Here is a 14,322-nt window from a genome sequence, read left to right on the forward strand (position 1 = left end):
GTCGACTCGACCGCGGGTGAGCGGTCGGGGGCTGCGCCGAGAGTCCTGCCGGGTAGCCGGTCGGATCAGTACCAGTGGTGCGACTGCCAGAACGACCAGGCGCCACAGGGGCTGCCGTAGCGGCTGTTCATGTAGTCCAGGCCCCACTTGATCTGGGTGGCCGGGTTGGTACGCCAGTCGGCACCCGCCGAGGCCATCTTGGAGCCGGGCAGCGCCTGCACCAGGCCGTAGGCGCCGGAACTCTTGTTGGTGGCGGTGTAGTCCCAGCCGCTCTCGCGCTTCACGATCTGGCTGAAGCACTGGAACTGCGCGTCGCTGCCGACGATCTGCTGGGCGAGCGCCTGGACCGAGCCGGGGCTGACCGAGACCGCGGGGGCCGAGTCGCCGGAGTCGGTGGCGGCCATCGCCGAGCGGGCCTTGGAGCGGTTGGCGGCGGCCTCGTCGGCCTTGCGCTTCTCCTCGGCCTCCTTGGCGGCCTTGTCCGCGTCGGCCTTGGCCTGCGCGTCGGCGGCGGCCTTCTGGCGCGCGGCCTCCTCGGCGGCCTTCTGCTCGGCAGCGGCCTTGGCGGCGGCGTCCGCGGCGGCCTGCTGGGCGGAGGCCTGCGTGCCGATGTTGTCACTGATGGTCTGCGCCTGGGCGCCAGAGGGGACTTCGGCAAGCAGGGTCGCGCCGGCGACGTCGACCGTCTGCGTCGTCTTGCCCTCGCTGCCCGAGGCCATGCCCACGACGGCACCGACAGCGGTGACGGCGGTGGCGGAGGCCACAGCGACTCCCCGGACCGAGATCCGAGTCACATGGATTCCTTCCAGCATCGCCCACGCGTGACCGTACGGGCGCAACATGCCCCTTGGCGCTGCCCTCCGTACGGTGCTGGTCACGGGAGGTACTGGCCCGGCGCCGGCCGAGGTGAGGCGACCAGGCGTTGAGATCGGGCGGCGTACGGCTCTTCGGTGTTCAATTGTGCGTCCACCTACCGGAGTTGGCGGACCATCCGGACCGGACTCCCGGTCACCCGGAAGCCCTGTCACGCCGTACGCGGGGCCTGACAGAACCCTCACCATGCCGCACCGGGCCCTGTCGACGCAATTCCCCTCTGCGTGGCGCATGTCACATTCACCGCACGGGAGTTCTCCGGACAGAAAGCACTCGATGTGATGAAAGGGGCGGGGGCCCGCCCCGTCAGGAGCGGGCCCCACGCCCGGAATTGACCGTATTGTCCGACTATGTACCAGTCGGGCGGTTCACGGGTGAATGTCCTCCAGCATCTCCGTGACCAGCGCCGCGATCGGCGAACGCTCGGACCGCGTGAGCGTGATGTGCGCGAACAGCGGATGACCCTTCAGCTTCTCCACCACCGCCACCACGCCGTCGTACCGGCCGACCCGGAGGTTGTCCCGCTGCGCCACGTCGTGGGTGAGCACCACCCGCGAGCCCTGGCCGATCCGGGACAGCACCGTCAGCAGGACGTTGCGCTCCAGCGACTGGGCCTCGTCGACGATCACGAAGGCGTCGTGCAGGGAACGCCCCCGGATGTGGGTCAGCGGCAGGACCTCCAGCATGCCCCGGGAGATGACCTCCTCGATCACGTCCGGGGTGGTGACGGCGGAGAGGGTGTCGAAGACCGCCTGCGCCCAGGGGCTCATCTTCTCCGTCTCGGAGCCCGGCAGGTAGCCGAGCTCCTGGCCGCCGACCGCGTACAGCGGCCGGAAGACCATCACCTTGCGGTGCTGCCGCCGCTCCAGCACGGCCTCCAGGCCGGCGCAGAGCGCCAGCGCGGACTTCCCGGTACCGGCCCGGCCGCCCATCGAGACGATGCCCACCTCCGGGTCGAGCAGCAGGTCCAGCGCGACCCGCTGCTCGGCGCTGCGCCCGCGCAGGCCGAACGCCTCGCGCTCCCCGCGCACCAGCCGGACCCGGCCGTCGCCGGTGACCCGGCCCAGCGCCCGGCCGCGCTCCGAACTGAGCACCAGTCCGGTGTGGACGGGCAGCTCGGCGGCCCCCTCGACGTCCACCGCGGCGTCGTGGCCGGCCGCGAACAGCGCGTCCACGTCGGCGGCGGGGACGTGCAGCTCGGACATGCCCGTCCAGCCCGAGGTGACCGCCAGCTCGGCCCGGTACTCCTCGGCGAGCAGGCCGACCGAGCTGGCCTTGATCCGCAGCGGGAGGTCCTTGGAGACGACGGTGACGTCGTACCCCTCGGCCTGCAGGTTGCGGGCGACCGCCAGGATCCGGGTGTCCGCCTCGCCGCCGCCGGCCCGGTAGCCGACCGGCAGTATCGACAGGTCGGAGTGGTTGAGCTCGACCCGGATGGAGCCGCCGAGCTCGCCGACCGGGATCGGCTCGTCGAGCCGGCCGAAGCGGATGCGGTAGTCGTCGAGGAGCCGCAGCGCCTGGCGGGCGAAGTAGCCCAGCTCCGGGTGGTGCCGCTTGGCCTCCAGCTCGGTGACCACGACCACCGGCAGGACGACCTCGTGCTCCTCGAAGCGGGTCATGGCGAGCGGGTCCGCCAGGAGCACGCTGGTGTCGAGAACGTACGTGCGCCGGTCTGGTGTCCGGCGGCTCTTGGAACTGACCACTAGGCCTCCAGGGCGGATGACCCTGCGTCATCCGCGGCAAGCCGGCCCCCGCTGCCCCGGTGGCCTCGGGGCCGGTCTGAGGGGAGTATTCCCAGGCGAGGGGCGGTGCATTCGCGTCCCGGGCGAACTGACGGATCATTGCCGGTGAACGTTTGGCCTCGCGCCGCGGCCGGGTAGGCCAGCTCCTACGGGGTGATTGGCCCGGGGGCACGGACGCCCCGGGGGCCACAGCGGCCCCGGAGAGCACGGCGGCCCCGGGGGGCGCAGCGGCCCACGGGGGCCCGGAAGGTCCCGGAGGGTCAGAGACCCAGCCGCCGGTTCCGCTGTTCGAACGCGCGCAGCGCCCGCAGGAAGTCGACCTTGCGGAAGGCCGGCCAGTAGGCCTCGCAGAAGTAGAACTCGCTGTGCGCGCTCTGCCAGAGCAGGAAGCCGGAGAGCCGCTGCTCGCCCGAGGTGCGGATGATCAGGTCCGGGTCGGGCTGGTTCCTGGTGTAGAGGTGCTCGGCGATGTGCTCGACGTCGAGGATCTCGGCCAGTTCCTCGATCGAGGTGCCGCGCCCGGCGTGCTCCTGCAGCAGCGAGCGGACGGCGTCGGCGATCTCGTGCCGGCCGCCGTAGCCGACGGCCACGTTGACGGTGATGCCCTCGATCCCGGCGGTCTCGTCGGCGGCCTTCTTGAGGACGTCCGCGGTGTGCTGCGGCAGCAGGTCCAGGGCGCCGACCGGGTGGATCCGCCAGCGGCGGGCGGCGGCCAGGTTGGTGACGGCGTCCTCGATGATCCCGAGCAGCGGGACCAGCTCGTCGGCCGGGCGGGAGAGGTTGTCGGTGGAGAGCATCCACAGGGTGACGACCTTGACGTGGGTCTCGTCGCACCAGCCGAGGAACTCGCTGATCTTGTCCGCGCCGCGCTGGTGGCCGTAGGCGGTCGAACCGCCGGTCGCCTTCGCCCAGCGCCGGTTGCCGTCGAGGATCACGCCGATGTGGTGCGGGGTGCGGGCGAGGTGCACCTCGACGCGGCGCCCGTAGAGGCCGTACATACCGTCCAGCAGGGTGCGCAGACCCGGCGTGCGTTCGACGACATCGCGCAGACCCATGGTTTTCGGCCCCTCCTGAACTCTTCACCGGGGTACGTCACGACCCCCGGCGCAGCCTACTCCGGCCCGGACCCGCCCGGTAAAGCCGCAGGTAGCGGTCCGGTCACGGTCCTGTGCTGAGTCTGTTGCGACCGGCACGGCGGGGGTGGCCGGAAGGCGCACACCGGGTCTCCGGGCGGCCGCCGGGGCGACGGCTACGGAACGGTATCCGATTCCTTAAGGAATCCGTAAGCCGACGATCGATGCTTGACGACCGCCAATGGTCTAGTCCAGCTTGTGATCCAGGGCGGGACGAGCACCGACCCCCGCCCCCAGGACACGTACTGCGGACGCAATGCCCTCCCCCACACGCGGCCGCCGCGACCCCCACCGCGGCGGCCGCTCCTCCCCCAGGAGCGCCCCTCCATGGCCCGTACGCCGAACCCGCCCGCGCACCGACGCCGGCGCAGCACCCTTCCGGCCCTCGCCGCCGGAGCCACCGCCCTCGCCCTCGCCGGCAGCGGTCTCGCCTTCCTCGCCGGCGGCGCCAGCGCCGCCGCCGGCAACCTGGTCACCAACGGCGGCTTCGACTCCGGCTCCCTGGCCGGCTGGTCGTGCACCGGCGCCGCGACCACCGTCTCCGCCCCGGTCCACTCCGGCTCCGGCGCGCTGCAGGCCACCCCGGGCGCGGCGGACACCGCCGAGTGCACCCAGACCGTCAGCGTGCTGCCCAACACCAGCTACACGCTGAGCGCCTGGGTCCAGGGCCCGTACGTCTACCTCGGCGCGCGCGGCACCGGCGGCGCCGAGCCGAGCACCTGGTCCAACCAGAGCAGCTGGAACCAGCTCTCCTCCACCTTCACCACCGGCGCCGGCGTCAGCAGCATCACGCTGTACCTGCACGGCTGGTACGGCCAGAGCGCCTACCTCGCCGACGACGTCGTGCTGAGCGGCCCGGGCGGCACCTCCACGCCGACCCCGACGGCCACCCCCACCGCGACCGCCTCCCCGACCCCGACAGCCACGCCCACCGCGACCGCCTCCCCGACCCCGACGGCCACCGCGACCCCGACGGCGACCCCGACCCAGACCGCCACTCCGACCCCCACGGCCACCGCCACCACCACGCCGCCGGCCACCGGCCTGCCCAAGCACGTGCTCACCGGCTACTGGCACAACTTCGACAATGGCGCCACCGTCCAGAAGCTCGGCGACGTCCAGAGCGCCTACGACATCATCGCGGTCTCCTTCGCCGACGCCGTCCCGACCAGGGCGGGCGCGATCGGCTTCACCCTCGACCCGGCGCTCTCCAAGGCCCTCGGCGGCTACACCGACGCGCAGTTCCGCGCCGACGTGAAGGCCAAGCAGGCGGCCGGCAAGAAGGTCGTCCTCTCCATCGGCGGCCAGAACGGCGCCATCACCGTCGGCGACGCCGCCGCGGCGGCCGCGTTCACCGACAGCGCCTACGCGATCATCAAGGACTACGGCTTCGACGGCATCGACGTCGACCTGGAGAACGGCGTCAACCCGACCTACCTCGGCAACGCGCTGCACGGCCTGCAGGCCAGGACCGGCCCGGGCTTCGTCCTGACGATGGCCCCGGAGACCATCGGGATGTACAGCACCGCCGGCGCCTACTTCCAGCTGGCGCTGAACACCAAGGACATCCTGACCGTCGTCAACACCCAGTTCTACAACTCGGGCGGCATGAACGGCTGTGACGGCAAGGTCTACAACCAGGGCACCATCGACTTCATCACCTCGCAGGTCTGCACCCACATCCAGGGCGGCCTGCGGCCCGACCAGGTCGGCATCGGCGTCCCGGCCTCCAGCCGGGCGGCCGGCGGCGGCTACGTCTCGCCGACCGTGGTGAACAACGCGCTGGACTGCCTGGCCACCGGCCGGAACTGCGGCAGCTTCGTCCCGCCGGCCAAGTGGCCCACCATCCGCGGCGCGATGACCTGGTCGACCAACTGGGACGCCAACAACGGGAACGCCTTCTCCACCGCGGTCGGCCCGTTCGTCCACCAGATGCCGTAACCCCCCACGGCGCGCCGCTCCTTGAGGGTGGGGCCGCGCGCCGTCGGCCGGGCCCGCCGTACCCCACCGGTACGGCGGGCCCGTTCGCGTTCGCGGCCCCGCCCCCGTGGCAGCCGCGCCGCTACCCCTGCAGCAGGACGGCGGCGAGCGTGCCGAGCAGCAGGAACGGGCCCATCGGCACGTCCAGCCCGCGCACCGGGCCGCGCCGGACCAGGGCCGCGCCGGCCCGGCCGACCGCCCAGAGCCCGGAGAGCGCCGCGGCCGCGAACAGCCCGGCGAAGGCCGCGGACCAGCCGTACCGGCCGAGCAGCGCGCCCAGGCCGAGCGCCAGGACGGTGTCCCCGGCGCCCATCAGCCCGAACCAGCCGGGCAGTTCGAACAGCGCGGCGGCGGCCAGCGCCACCAGCAGGCAGCGCAGCAGCACCCCCGGGCGGCCCGCCGCCAGCTCCAGCACCACCAGCAGCAGCGCCAGTCCGGCCGCCAGCGTCCAGCTCAGCGGGTACGGCAGCCGGCGCACCCGGGCGTCGGTGAAGCCGAGCACCACCCCCGGACCGGCCGCCCAGAGGAGCAGCACCGCGTCGGCCGGGTGGGCCGCGAAGAGGGCCGCCGCGGCCACCGCCGCCGTCACCGCCTCGACCAGCCCGGGCGGCGGGCCCAGCCGCTCCCGGCAGCCCGGGCAGCGCCCGGTCGGCGGCAGGCCGCGCAGCGCCCGGGCACAGCCGGGGCAGTTGGTGCACCACGGCTCGCCCTCGGGCACGGCGTACCGCACCACCAGTCCGCGCAGCGCCGGCGCCACCAGCAGACCGGCCAGCAGCGCCCCGAGTACGGTGGCGATCACCGCGTCCCCCTCTCCCGCCGACGGTACGGTCCGGCCCGACCGGTCCGGGCCCGGCGGGCTCCCGCCCGCGTCCGGCCGCGGCACCGCGCCCGCTTCCGGTCCCGGTTCCGGTGCCGCACCGAGCACATCATCCGGCACCCCCGCGGACGCCGGGCCCGGCAGCAGTGTGCGCTCCGTCTCGTGCCGACCGGCACTCCGCCGGAGTTCCTCGTCTTCGGCAGCGTTCCGGACACCGGGCCCCTGATCCGGAAGGCCGGCCGACGGCTCCGCCTCTCGATCGAAGGGGCCCCTCCGGGGTGGTCCGGCGCGTGTCCCCGAACACGCACCGGACCACCCCGGCATGGCCCTAAAGTAGGCAGGCATGCAGGTCATCCAGTCCAGCAAGCTCGCCAACGTCTGCTACGACATCCGCGGCCCGGTGCTCGACGAGGCGATGCGGCTGGAGGAGCAGGGCCACCGCATCCTCAAGCTCAACACCGGCAACCCCGCCGTGTTCGGCTTCGAAGCGCCCCCGGAGATCCTCCAGGACATCCTGCGCAACCTCTCCTCCGCGCACGGGTACGGCGACTCCAAGGGCCTGCTCGCGGCCCGCCGCGCCGTGGTCATGCACTACGAGGAGCGCGGCCTGCACGGCCTCACCGTCGAGGACGTCTTCCTCGGCAACGGCGTCTCCGAGCTGATCCAGCTCGCCATGACGGCGCTGCTGGACGACGGCGACGAGGTGCTCGTCCCGGCGCCGGACTACCCGCTCTGGACGGCCTCGGTCTCGCTGGCCGGCGGCACCGCCGTGCACTACCGCTGCGACGAGCAGTCCGAGTGGTACCCGGACCTCGCCGACATCGAGGCCAAGGTCACCGACCGGACCAGGGCGATCGTGGTGATCAACCCGAACAACCCGACCGGCGCGGTCTACCCGCGCGAGGTGCTGGAGGGCCTGGCCGAGATCGCCCGCCGGCACAAGCTGGTGGTCTACGCGGACGAGATCTACGACAAGATCCTCTACGACGACGCCGAGCACGTCCCGCTGGCCACCCTGGCCCCGGACCTCTTCTGCGTCACCTTCAACGGCCTCTCCAAGGCGTACCGGGTGGCGGGCTTCCGCTCCGGCTGGATGGTGCTCTCCGGCGACCGACACCGCGCCCGCAGCTACATCGAGGGCCTGACCGTGCTCGCCTCGATGCGCCTGTGCGCCAACATGCCGGCCCAGCACGCCGTCGCCGCCGCGCTGGGCGGCCGGCAGTCGATCCGGGACCTCGTGCTCCCGGGCGGCCGGCTGCTGGAGTCCCGGGACGCCGCCCACCGGCTGCTCAACGACATCCCCGGTGTGAGCTGCGTCAAGCCGAAGGGCGCGCTGTACGCCTTCCCGCGGCTGGACCCGAAGGTCTACAAGATCAAGGACGACGCCCAGATGGTGCTGGACCTGCTCCGTGCCGAGCGGATCCTGCTGGTCCAGGGCACCGGCTTCAACTGGCCCGAGCCGGACCACTTCCGCCTGGTCACCCTCCCCCGCGCCGAGGACATCACCGATGCCGTCACCCGCATCGGCGACTTCCTCAGCGGCTACACCCAGCCTTGATCCGCGGTCGCCCGGCAGGCGTATGATTCGCGCCTGTCGGCGGCCCGGCGTCTGGTTTCGGGCCCGGGGGGCGGGTCGGCCGGATGGTGCGGGCGATCCGGGCCGACACGGACCGGACACTCCGTCGTGCCCGGCCGCCCCTCCTTGCCCCCACTCGTCGCAAGGAGCCGATCCCTTGGCCCGTACCCGTCTCTCCCGTGCCCGGGCGGCCGCCGCCGTCGCCGGCACGGCCGTCGCCCTCGTCGCCGCGCTGCCGGCCGCCCCGGCCAACGCCTACAACGGCGGCATGATCATCCCCAAGGCCAGCACCCTGGTGAACGCCCACAGCGGCAAGTGCCTGGAGATCGCCGACTGGCGCACCGACAACGGCGCCCCGGCCCGCCAGTGGGACTGCCACGGCGGCGCCAGCCAGATGTGGGACTTCGTCCCGCTCGAGGGCGGCCTCGCCCTCCGCAACCGCTTCTCCGGCAAGTGCCTGGAGATCGCCGACTGGCGCCAGGACGACGGCGCCCCGGCCCGCCAGTGGGACTGCCACGGCGGCTGGAACCAGCACTGGAACTACTCCGGCCGGATCGGCTCGCGCAACGAGCTGGGCTTCAGCAACCTCAACTCGGCCGCGCTGCTGGAGATCGCCGACTGGCGCACCGACAACGGCGCCCCGGCCCGCCAGTGGCGCGGCTCGACCGCCGACGTCGTCGACGCCAACAAGGCCTGGATCACCGCGATCAAGCGCACCTGACGAGCGCTGGGCCCGGGCCGGGCCGCCCGACGGGACGGTCCGGCCCGCGGCGCCGGAAAAGGCTTACGGCCGGAGTCCCGGTCCGGACGATCTCCTTGGTCGGGGAAAGATCGTCCGGCGGAACTCCGGCCGTCCTGTCGCTCGGTCAGTGCGCGATTCGTGCCACGCACCGCCGATGAACCGGCTGAGGCTCAGGCTCAGCCGAGACGCGCGACGAGGTCTCGGTACTCATCCCACAGCGCGGTGGGGGTGTGGTCGCCGAACAGCTCCAGGTGGGCCGGGACGAGCGCGGCCTCCTGGCGCCAGATGTCGGCGTCGACGGTGAAGAGCAGGTCGACGTCCTCCTTCGACAGCTCCAGGCCGTCCAGGTCGAAGCCCTCGACGGTCGGCAGCACACCGATCGGGGTCTCGACGCCCTCGCCGGTGCCCTGCAGGCGCTCGACGATCCACTTCAGCACGCGGCTGTTCTCGCCGTAGCCGGGCCAGACGAACTTGCCCTCGGCGTTCTTGCGGAACCAGTTCACGTAGTAGATCTTCGGCAGCTTGGCGGCGTCCGCGCCGGCGCCGACCTCCAGCCAGTGGGCGAAGTAGTCGCCCATGTTGTAGCCGCAGAACGGCAGCATCGCGAACGGGTCGCGGCGCAGCTCGCCGACGGTGCCCTCGGCGGCGGCGGTCTTCTCGGAGGCGATGTTGGCGCCCAGGAAGACGCCGTGCTGCCAGTCGAAGGACTCGGTCACCAGCGGGACGGCGGTGGCGCGGCGGCCGCCGAAGAGGATGGCCGAGATCGGCACACCCGCCTGGTCCTCCCACTCGGGGGCGATGGTCGGGCACTGCGCGGCCGGGACGGCGAAGCGGGCGTTCGGGTGGGCGGCCGGGGTGCCGGACTCCGGCGTCCAGTCGTTGCCGCGCCAGTCGGTGAGGTGGGCCGGCGGCTCCTCGGTGAGGCCCTCCCACCAGACGTCGCCGTCGTCGGTCAGGGCGACGTTGGTGAAGACGGTGTTGCCCCAGAGCGTGTCGATGGCGTTGGCGTTGGTGTCCACGCCGGTGCCGGGCGCGACGCCGAAGAAGCCGGCCTCGGGGTTGATGGCGTACAGGCGGCCGTCGGCGCCGAAGCGCATCCAGGCGATGTCGTCGCCGATCGTCTCGACCTTCCAGCCCGGGATGGTCGGCTGGAGCATGGCCAGGTTGGTCTTGCCGCACGCGGACGGGAAGGCCGCCGCGACGTACTTCGCCTCGCCCGCCGGCGGGGTGAGCTTGAGGATGAGCATGTGCTCGGCCAGCCAGCCCTCGTCGCGCGCCATGGTCGAGGCGATGCGCAGCGCGTAGCACTTCTTGCCGAGCAGGGCGTTGCCGCCGTAGCCGGAGCCGAAGGACCAGATCTCCCGGGTCTCCGGGAAGTGCGAGATGTACTTGGTGCTGTTGCACGGCCACGCGACGTCCGCCTGGCCCTCGGCAAGCGGAGCACCGACGGTGTGGACGGCCTTGACGAAGTCGCCGTCCTCGCCGAGCTGGTCCAGCACGGCCGTGCCCATGCGGGTCATCACCCGCATCGACACGGCGACGTAGGCGGAGTCGGTGATCTCGACGCCGTACGCGGCCAGCGGGGAACCGACCGGGCCCATCGAGAAGGGCACCACGTACATGGTGCGGCCCTTCATCGCGCCGCGGAACAGGCCCTCGGTGCCCTGGAAGACCTCCCGCATCTCGGCGGGCGCCTTCCAGTTGTTGGTCGGGCCGGCGTCCTTCTCCTGCTCGGAGCAGATGTAGGTACGGTCCTCCACGCGCGCCACGTCCGTCGGGTCCGAGGCGGCGTAGTAGGAGTTGGGGCGCTTCTCCTCGTTGAGCTTCTTGAAGGTGCCCTGAGCCACCAGCAGGTCCGCGAGGCGGTGGTACTCCTCGTCGGAGCCGTCGCACCACTCGATGCGGTCCGGCTGGGTGAGCTCGGCGATCTCGCTCACCCACGCGAGCAGGCGCTGGTGGCGGGTGGGCGCGGATGCGCTGAGAGCAGAGATCTCGTACGACACGATCGCTCCGTTTCGCGCCATCTCGGCGAGGAGGCGGCGTAGCGGGGGTCTGAGGGTGCTTGCAGCGTAGCTCCGGCATCACGGCCCGAGTACGGCGCAGCGGTGAAATTGACGCATCTTTTACTACATTCAGTATGGTTACTGGTTGGTAACCAGTCGCTTTCGGCCCGCCGAGACCCCCTCGAACACCTCTTCCAATACTCCAAAACGTCCAAGTAGTGACGATCGCCACTTCCTACGTGCCGGTAACCTACGGAGCCGTAGGTAGCGGATAGCATGCTGCCCATGACTGCTGAGCTCCTGGAGAGCACGGAGCGTGCCGAGAGCAAGCCGACGTGGCGCGGCTGGCTGCACGCCGGGATGTTCCCCGCCACGGTGGCCGCCGGGATCGTCCTGATCTGCCTGGCCGACTCCACGTCCGCCAAGGTCGCCTGCGCGATCTACTCGGTCAGCGCCTGGCTGCTGTTCGGGGTCAGCGCGGTCTACCACCGCTTCACCTGGGGCCCGCGCGGGGACGCCGTGCTGCGCCGGCTCGACCACGCGAACATCTTCCTGATCATCGCGGGCACCTACACCCCGTTCACCATCCTGCTGCTGGACGGCGCCGCTCAGCAGCTACTGCTCTGGGCGGTGTGGGGCGGCGCACTGGCCGGGATAGCGTTCCGGGTGTTCTGGGTCGGCGCGCCGCGCTGGCTGTACACGCCGGTGTACATCGCGCTGGGCTGGGCCGCCGCGTTCTTCCTGCCGGAGTTCCTGCACGCCGGCGGGGTCGCGGTGCTGGTGCTGATGATCGTCGGCGGGGTGCTCTACAGCGTCGGCGGCGTGGTGTACGGGCTCAAGCGGCCCGACCCGTCACCGCGCTGGTTCGGCTTCCACGAGGTGTTCCACGCCTTCACCCTCGGGGCCTTCATCGTGCAGTACGTCGGCGTCTCACTGGTGGCGTACAGCGCGGCCAACTGAGCCCGGCGCCCCGGAACGGGCGGCCGACCGGTCCGGTGACCGGTGGGCCGCCCGTTCCGCTGTCCGGTGCGCAGTGCGTTCCGCCGTCCAGTCCGGCTTCCGCTCCGGCGCGCGGTCCGCCGACCAGTCCGGCGTCCGGTCCGGCATCCCTTCCGGCCGCTGCTCCGCCGTCCGGCCCGGGGAGGAGTGGGCCTCCGGCCGGTACCCGCGGGCCATGCGCGGACGGGAGCGGGCCTGACGGGCGTCCAGCGCCTCGCGGGCCCGGCGGCAGCGCTCGCAGTGCGCCGCGTCCGGCGTGCCGCCGGCCGCCCGGTGGCCGCGCGGCGCGACCGGCCGGCGGAGCCGCTGCCAGCGCCGGCCGACGTACACCATCAGCAGCAGCACCTCGACCCCGGCGACCGCCAGCACCAGCGCGGCGCCGTTGATCAGATACCCGGCGACCACGGCCAGGGCCGAGCCCACCACCACCACCGCGCCCCAGATCTGGGCGCTCGACTCCCTGTCGGCCATCCGGTCTCCCCTTCCTGCGCCGGGCTCGTGCTCCTGCGCCGGGCTCGTGGTCGGCTCCTGCCGCCCCACCCCTTCTCCGCTCTCGGCACGCTTCGGCCAGCACTGACCGATTGCCACATGGTATCTACCGACAGTCACCCGGAGCCGCCCCGGGGCGGCGAACGACAGATCAACGTTGCGTCAATTCCCCGTGCGGAACACGCACTTCCAGGACACATCACCCAGCGTGAGCGGATTGCCACTCCGGAGCGTGTTGACGGCCACCATCTTTTGGGAGTTACTGTCATTTGACAGGAGCTTCCCTGTCGTCCGACCGGCTTCCGGAGGTTGCCCGTGTCCACCGCTCCCGCCCCGCCCGGGCCCGACCCCAGGCGCTGGCTCGCGCTCGTCGCCGTCGCACTGAGCGTCCTGGTGATCAGCTTCGACATGACGATCCTGAACGTCGCCCTGCCCACCCTGGCCTCCCAGCTCCAGGCCACGACCGGGCAGCAGCAGTGGATCGTCGACTCGTACACCGTGGTCTTCGCCGCCGCGATGCTCCCCGCCGGGCTGATCGGGGACCGCTTCGGCCGCCGCCGCACCCTCACCGTCGGCCTCGCCCTGTTCGGCCTCGCCTCCGCCGTCGGCATGCTCGCCGACAGTCCCGGCACCCTGATCGCCGCACGCGCCGCGATGGGCCTGGCCGGCGCGCTGGTCATGCCGATGTCCATGGCCGTGATCCCCGGGCTGTTCCCGGCCGGCGAGCAGCGCCGCGCCACCGCGGTCCTGGGCGCCTCGCTCGCCGCCGGCGCCCCGCTCGGCCCGCTGATCGGCGGCTTCCTGCTCCAGCACTTCTGGTGGGGCGCGGTCTTCGCGATCAACGTCCCGCTGACCGTCGTCGGCATCACCGCCTGCGTGCTGCTGCTCCCCGAGACCCGCAACCCCGCCGCGCCCCGGTTCGACCTGCCCGGCACCGCGCTCGCCGCGGGCGGGCTGGCCGCGCTCACCTTCGGCATCATCGAGGGCCCCGACCGCGGCTGGGCCGACCCGCTGGTGACCGGGATGCTCGGCGGCTCGCTGGCCGCCCTCGCCGTCCTGGTGCTGCGCAGCCGCCGGCAGCGCGACCCGATGCTCGACCTGCAGCTCCTCGCCGACCCCGCCTTCCGCTGGTCGACGGTGGCCGCGACGCTGGTCTCGCTGGTGCTGTTCGGCGCCTTCTTCGTCCTGCCGCTGTACTTCCAGAGCGTGCTCGGCGCCGACGCCCTCGGCACCGGCCTGCGGCTGATGCCGATGATGCTCGGGCTGATGGTGGCCGCCAAGCTCAGCGACCGGCTGGTCGCCCGGACCGGCCCCCGGCTGGTGATCACCCTCGGGCTGGCCCTGCTGGCCGCCGCGCTGCTGCTCGGCAGCCGCACCGACGCCTCCGACGGCTACGGCCCGGCGGCGGTCTGGCTCGTCCTGCTCGGCCTCGGCATGGGCCTGTCGCTGATCACCGCCCAGGCCTCCGCCCTGCTCACCCTGCCGCCCGCCAGGGCCGGCGTGGGCGCCGGACTGCTCCAGACGATGCGCCAGGTCGGCGGGGCGATCGGGGTGGCGGTGTTCGGCAGTCTGCTGGCCGGCGCCTACCGCGGTGCGCTGGACACCACGGCGCTCCCCGCCGGGACCGCGCACCGGGCCGAGCAGTCGGTGGTCGCCGCCGACGCCGTGGCCGCCGCCACCGGGAACCCGGCGCTGACCGCCTCGGCACACACCGCGTACGTCCACGGCATGACGGTGGTGCTGCTGGTCTCGGGGGTCATCGCGGCACTGTCCGCCGTCCTGGTCGCGCTGCGGATGCCCGCCGCCGAGCCGCGCCCGGCGGGCGAACCGGCCGGCGAACCGGTGGGGCAGGGCGCGGGCGGACCTGGTGGGCCTGGTGGACCGGGCGGGGCCGGGCCTGGTGGACCGGGCGGGGCCGGGTCCTCTGCCGGAAGCACCGCCGTGCCCGCCACCGATCACCGATAATCG

At 72.6% G+C, this 14,322-nt stretch carries 11 protein-coding genes; 5 read left to right on the forward strand and 6 right to left on the reverse strand.

From position 1 onward, the window contains the following. Positions 1–65 precede the first annotated feature (65 nt). The 3 genes from ABZ885_RS12770 to ABZ885_RS12780 form a co-directional block, all read right to left on the reverse strand. Entirely contained in the window at positions 66–794 is a 729-nt protein-coding gene (locus ABZ885_RS12770) for a transglycosylase SLT domain-containing protein (protein WP_360187001.1), read from the reverse strand. Between the two features lie 447 nt (positions 795–1,241). After that, positions 1,242–2,576, reverse strand: coding sequence for a PhoH family protein (locus ABZ885_RS12775; protein ID WP_360187003.1), 1,335 nt, complete (start codon positions 2,574–2,576; stop codon positions 1,242–1,244). A gap of 299 nt (positions 2,577–2,875) precedes the next feature. Continuing rightward, positions 2,876–3,670: an isoprenyl transferase gene (locus ABZ885_RS12780; protein ID WP_360187005.1), complete on the reverse strand. Its 795-nt coding sequence runs from the start codon at positions 3,668–3,670 to the stop codon at positions 2,876–2,878. A 405-nt stretch (positions 3,671–4,075) separates the two neighbouring features. Between ABZ885_RS12780 and ABZ885_RS12785 the strand changes: the two genes are divergently transcribed. Beyond that, positions 4,076–5,689 (forward strand): glycosyl hydrolase family 18 protein, encoded by a 1,614-nt coding sequence (locus ABZ885_RS12785; RefSeq protein ID WP_360187007.1) that lies wholly within the window; start codon positions 4,076–4,078, stop codon positions 5,687–5,689. Between the two features lie 121 nt (positions 5,690–5,810). On the opposite strand, the gene ABZ885_RS12790 is transcribed toward ABZ885_RS12785, so the two are convergent. After that, entirely contained in the window at positions 5,811–6,527 is a 717-nt protein-coding gene (locus ABZ885_RS12790; protein ID WP_360187009.1) for a prepilin peptidase, read from the reverse strand. Positions 6,528–6,888: 361 nt separating this feature from the next. Between ABZ885_RS12790 and ABZ885_RS12795 the strand changes: the two genes are divergently transcribed. Together ABZ885_RS12795 and ABZ885_RS12800 are read left to right on the forward strand one after the other, a co-directional pair. Then, positions 6,889–8,103 (forward strand): pyridoxal phosphate-dependent aminotransferase, encoded by a 1,215-nt coding sequence (locus ABZ885_RS12795; protein WP_360187011.1) that lies wholly within the window; start codon positions 6,889–6,891, stop codon positions 8,101–8,103. Positions 8,104–8,278: 175 nt separating this feature from the next. Continuing rightward, the gene (locus tag ABZ885_RS12800; protein WP_360187013.1) at positions 8,279–8,842 is read left to right on the forward strand and encodes an RICIN domain-containing protein; all 564 of its coding nucleotides are present in this window, start codon (positions 8,279–8,281) and stop codon (positions 8,840–8,842) included. A 197-nt stretch (positions 8,843–9,039) separates the two neighbouring features. On the opposite strand, the gene ABZ885_RS12805 is transcribed toward ABZ885_RS12800, so the two are convergent. After that, complete coding sequence (locus tag ABZ885_RS12805) at positions 9,040–10,887, reverse strand: phosphoenolpyruvate carboxykinase (GTP) (RefSeq protein ID WP_360187015.1); 1,848 nt, start codon at positions 10,885–10,887, stop codon at positions 9,040–9,042. Positions 10,888–11,142: 255 nt separating this feature from the next. Here ABZ885_RS12805 and ABZ885_RS12810 point away from each other — a divergent pair, with 255 nt between their 5' ends. Then, positions 11,143–11,826 (forward strand): hemolysin III family protein, encoded by a 684-nt coding sequence (locus ABZ885_RS12810; RefSeq protein ID WP_360187017.1) that lies wholly within the window; start codon positions 11,143–11,145, stop codon positions 11,824–11,826. Here ABZ885_RS12810 and ABZ885_RS12815 read toward each other — a convergent pair. Next, positions 11,797–12,336 (reverse strand): hypothetical protein, encoded by a 540-nt coding sequence (locus ABZ885_RS12815; RefSeq protein ID WP_360187019.1) that lies wholly within the window; start codon positions 12,334–12,336, stop codon positions 11,797–11,799. The two genes, ABZ885_RS12810 and ABZ885_RS12815, sit on opposite strands and share 30 nt — an antisense overlap. Positions 12,337–12,669: 333 nt before the next feature. Here ABZ885_RS12815 and ABZ885_RS12820 point away from each other — a divergent pair, with 333 nt between their 5' ends. Beyond that, complete coding sequence (locus ABZ885_RS12820; protein WP_360187021.1) at positions 12,670–14,319, forward strand: MFS transporter; 1,650 nt, start codon at positions 12,670–12,672, stop codon at positions 14,317–14,319. Positions 14,320–14,322: the final 3 nt, after the last annotated feature.

Source organism: Kitasatospora sp. NPDC047058 (genome assembly GCF_040643935.1).
Taxonomy (GTDB): Bacteria; Actinomycetota; Actinomycetes; order Streptomycetales; family Streptomycetaceae; genus Kitasatospora.

Bases quoted from the DNA above. Each gene is read 5' to 3' on its own strand.
- ABZ885_RS12780 (WP_360187005.1), bottom strand. From the start codon at position 3,670: ATGGGTCTGCGCGATGTCGTCGAACGCACGCCGGGTCTGCGCACCCTG.
- ABZ885_RS12805 (WP_360187015.1), bottom strand. From the start codon at position 10,887: ATGGCGCGAAACGGAGCGATCGTGTCGTACGAGATCTCTGCTCTCAGC.
- ABZ885_RS12785 (WP_360187007.1), top strand. From the start codon at position 4,076: ATGGCCCGTACGCCGAACCCGCCCGCGCACCGACGCCGGCGCAGCACC.
- ABZ885_RS12810 (WP_360187017.1), top strand. From the start codon at position 11,143: ATGCTGCCCATGACTGCTGAGCTCCTGGAGAGCACGGAGCGTGCCGAG.
- ABZ885_RS12795 (WP_360187011.1), top strand. From the start codon at position 6,889: ATGCAGGTCATCCAGTCCAGCAAGCTCGCCAACGTCTGCTACGACATC.
- ABZ885_RS12815 (WP_360187019.1), bottom strand. From the start codon at position 12,336: ATGGCCGACAGGGAGTCGAGCGCCCAGATCTGGGGCGCGGTGGTGGTG.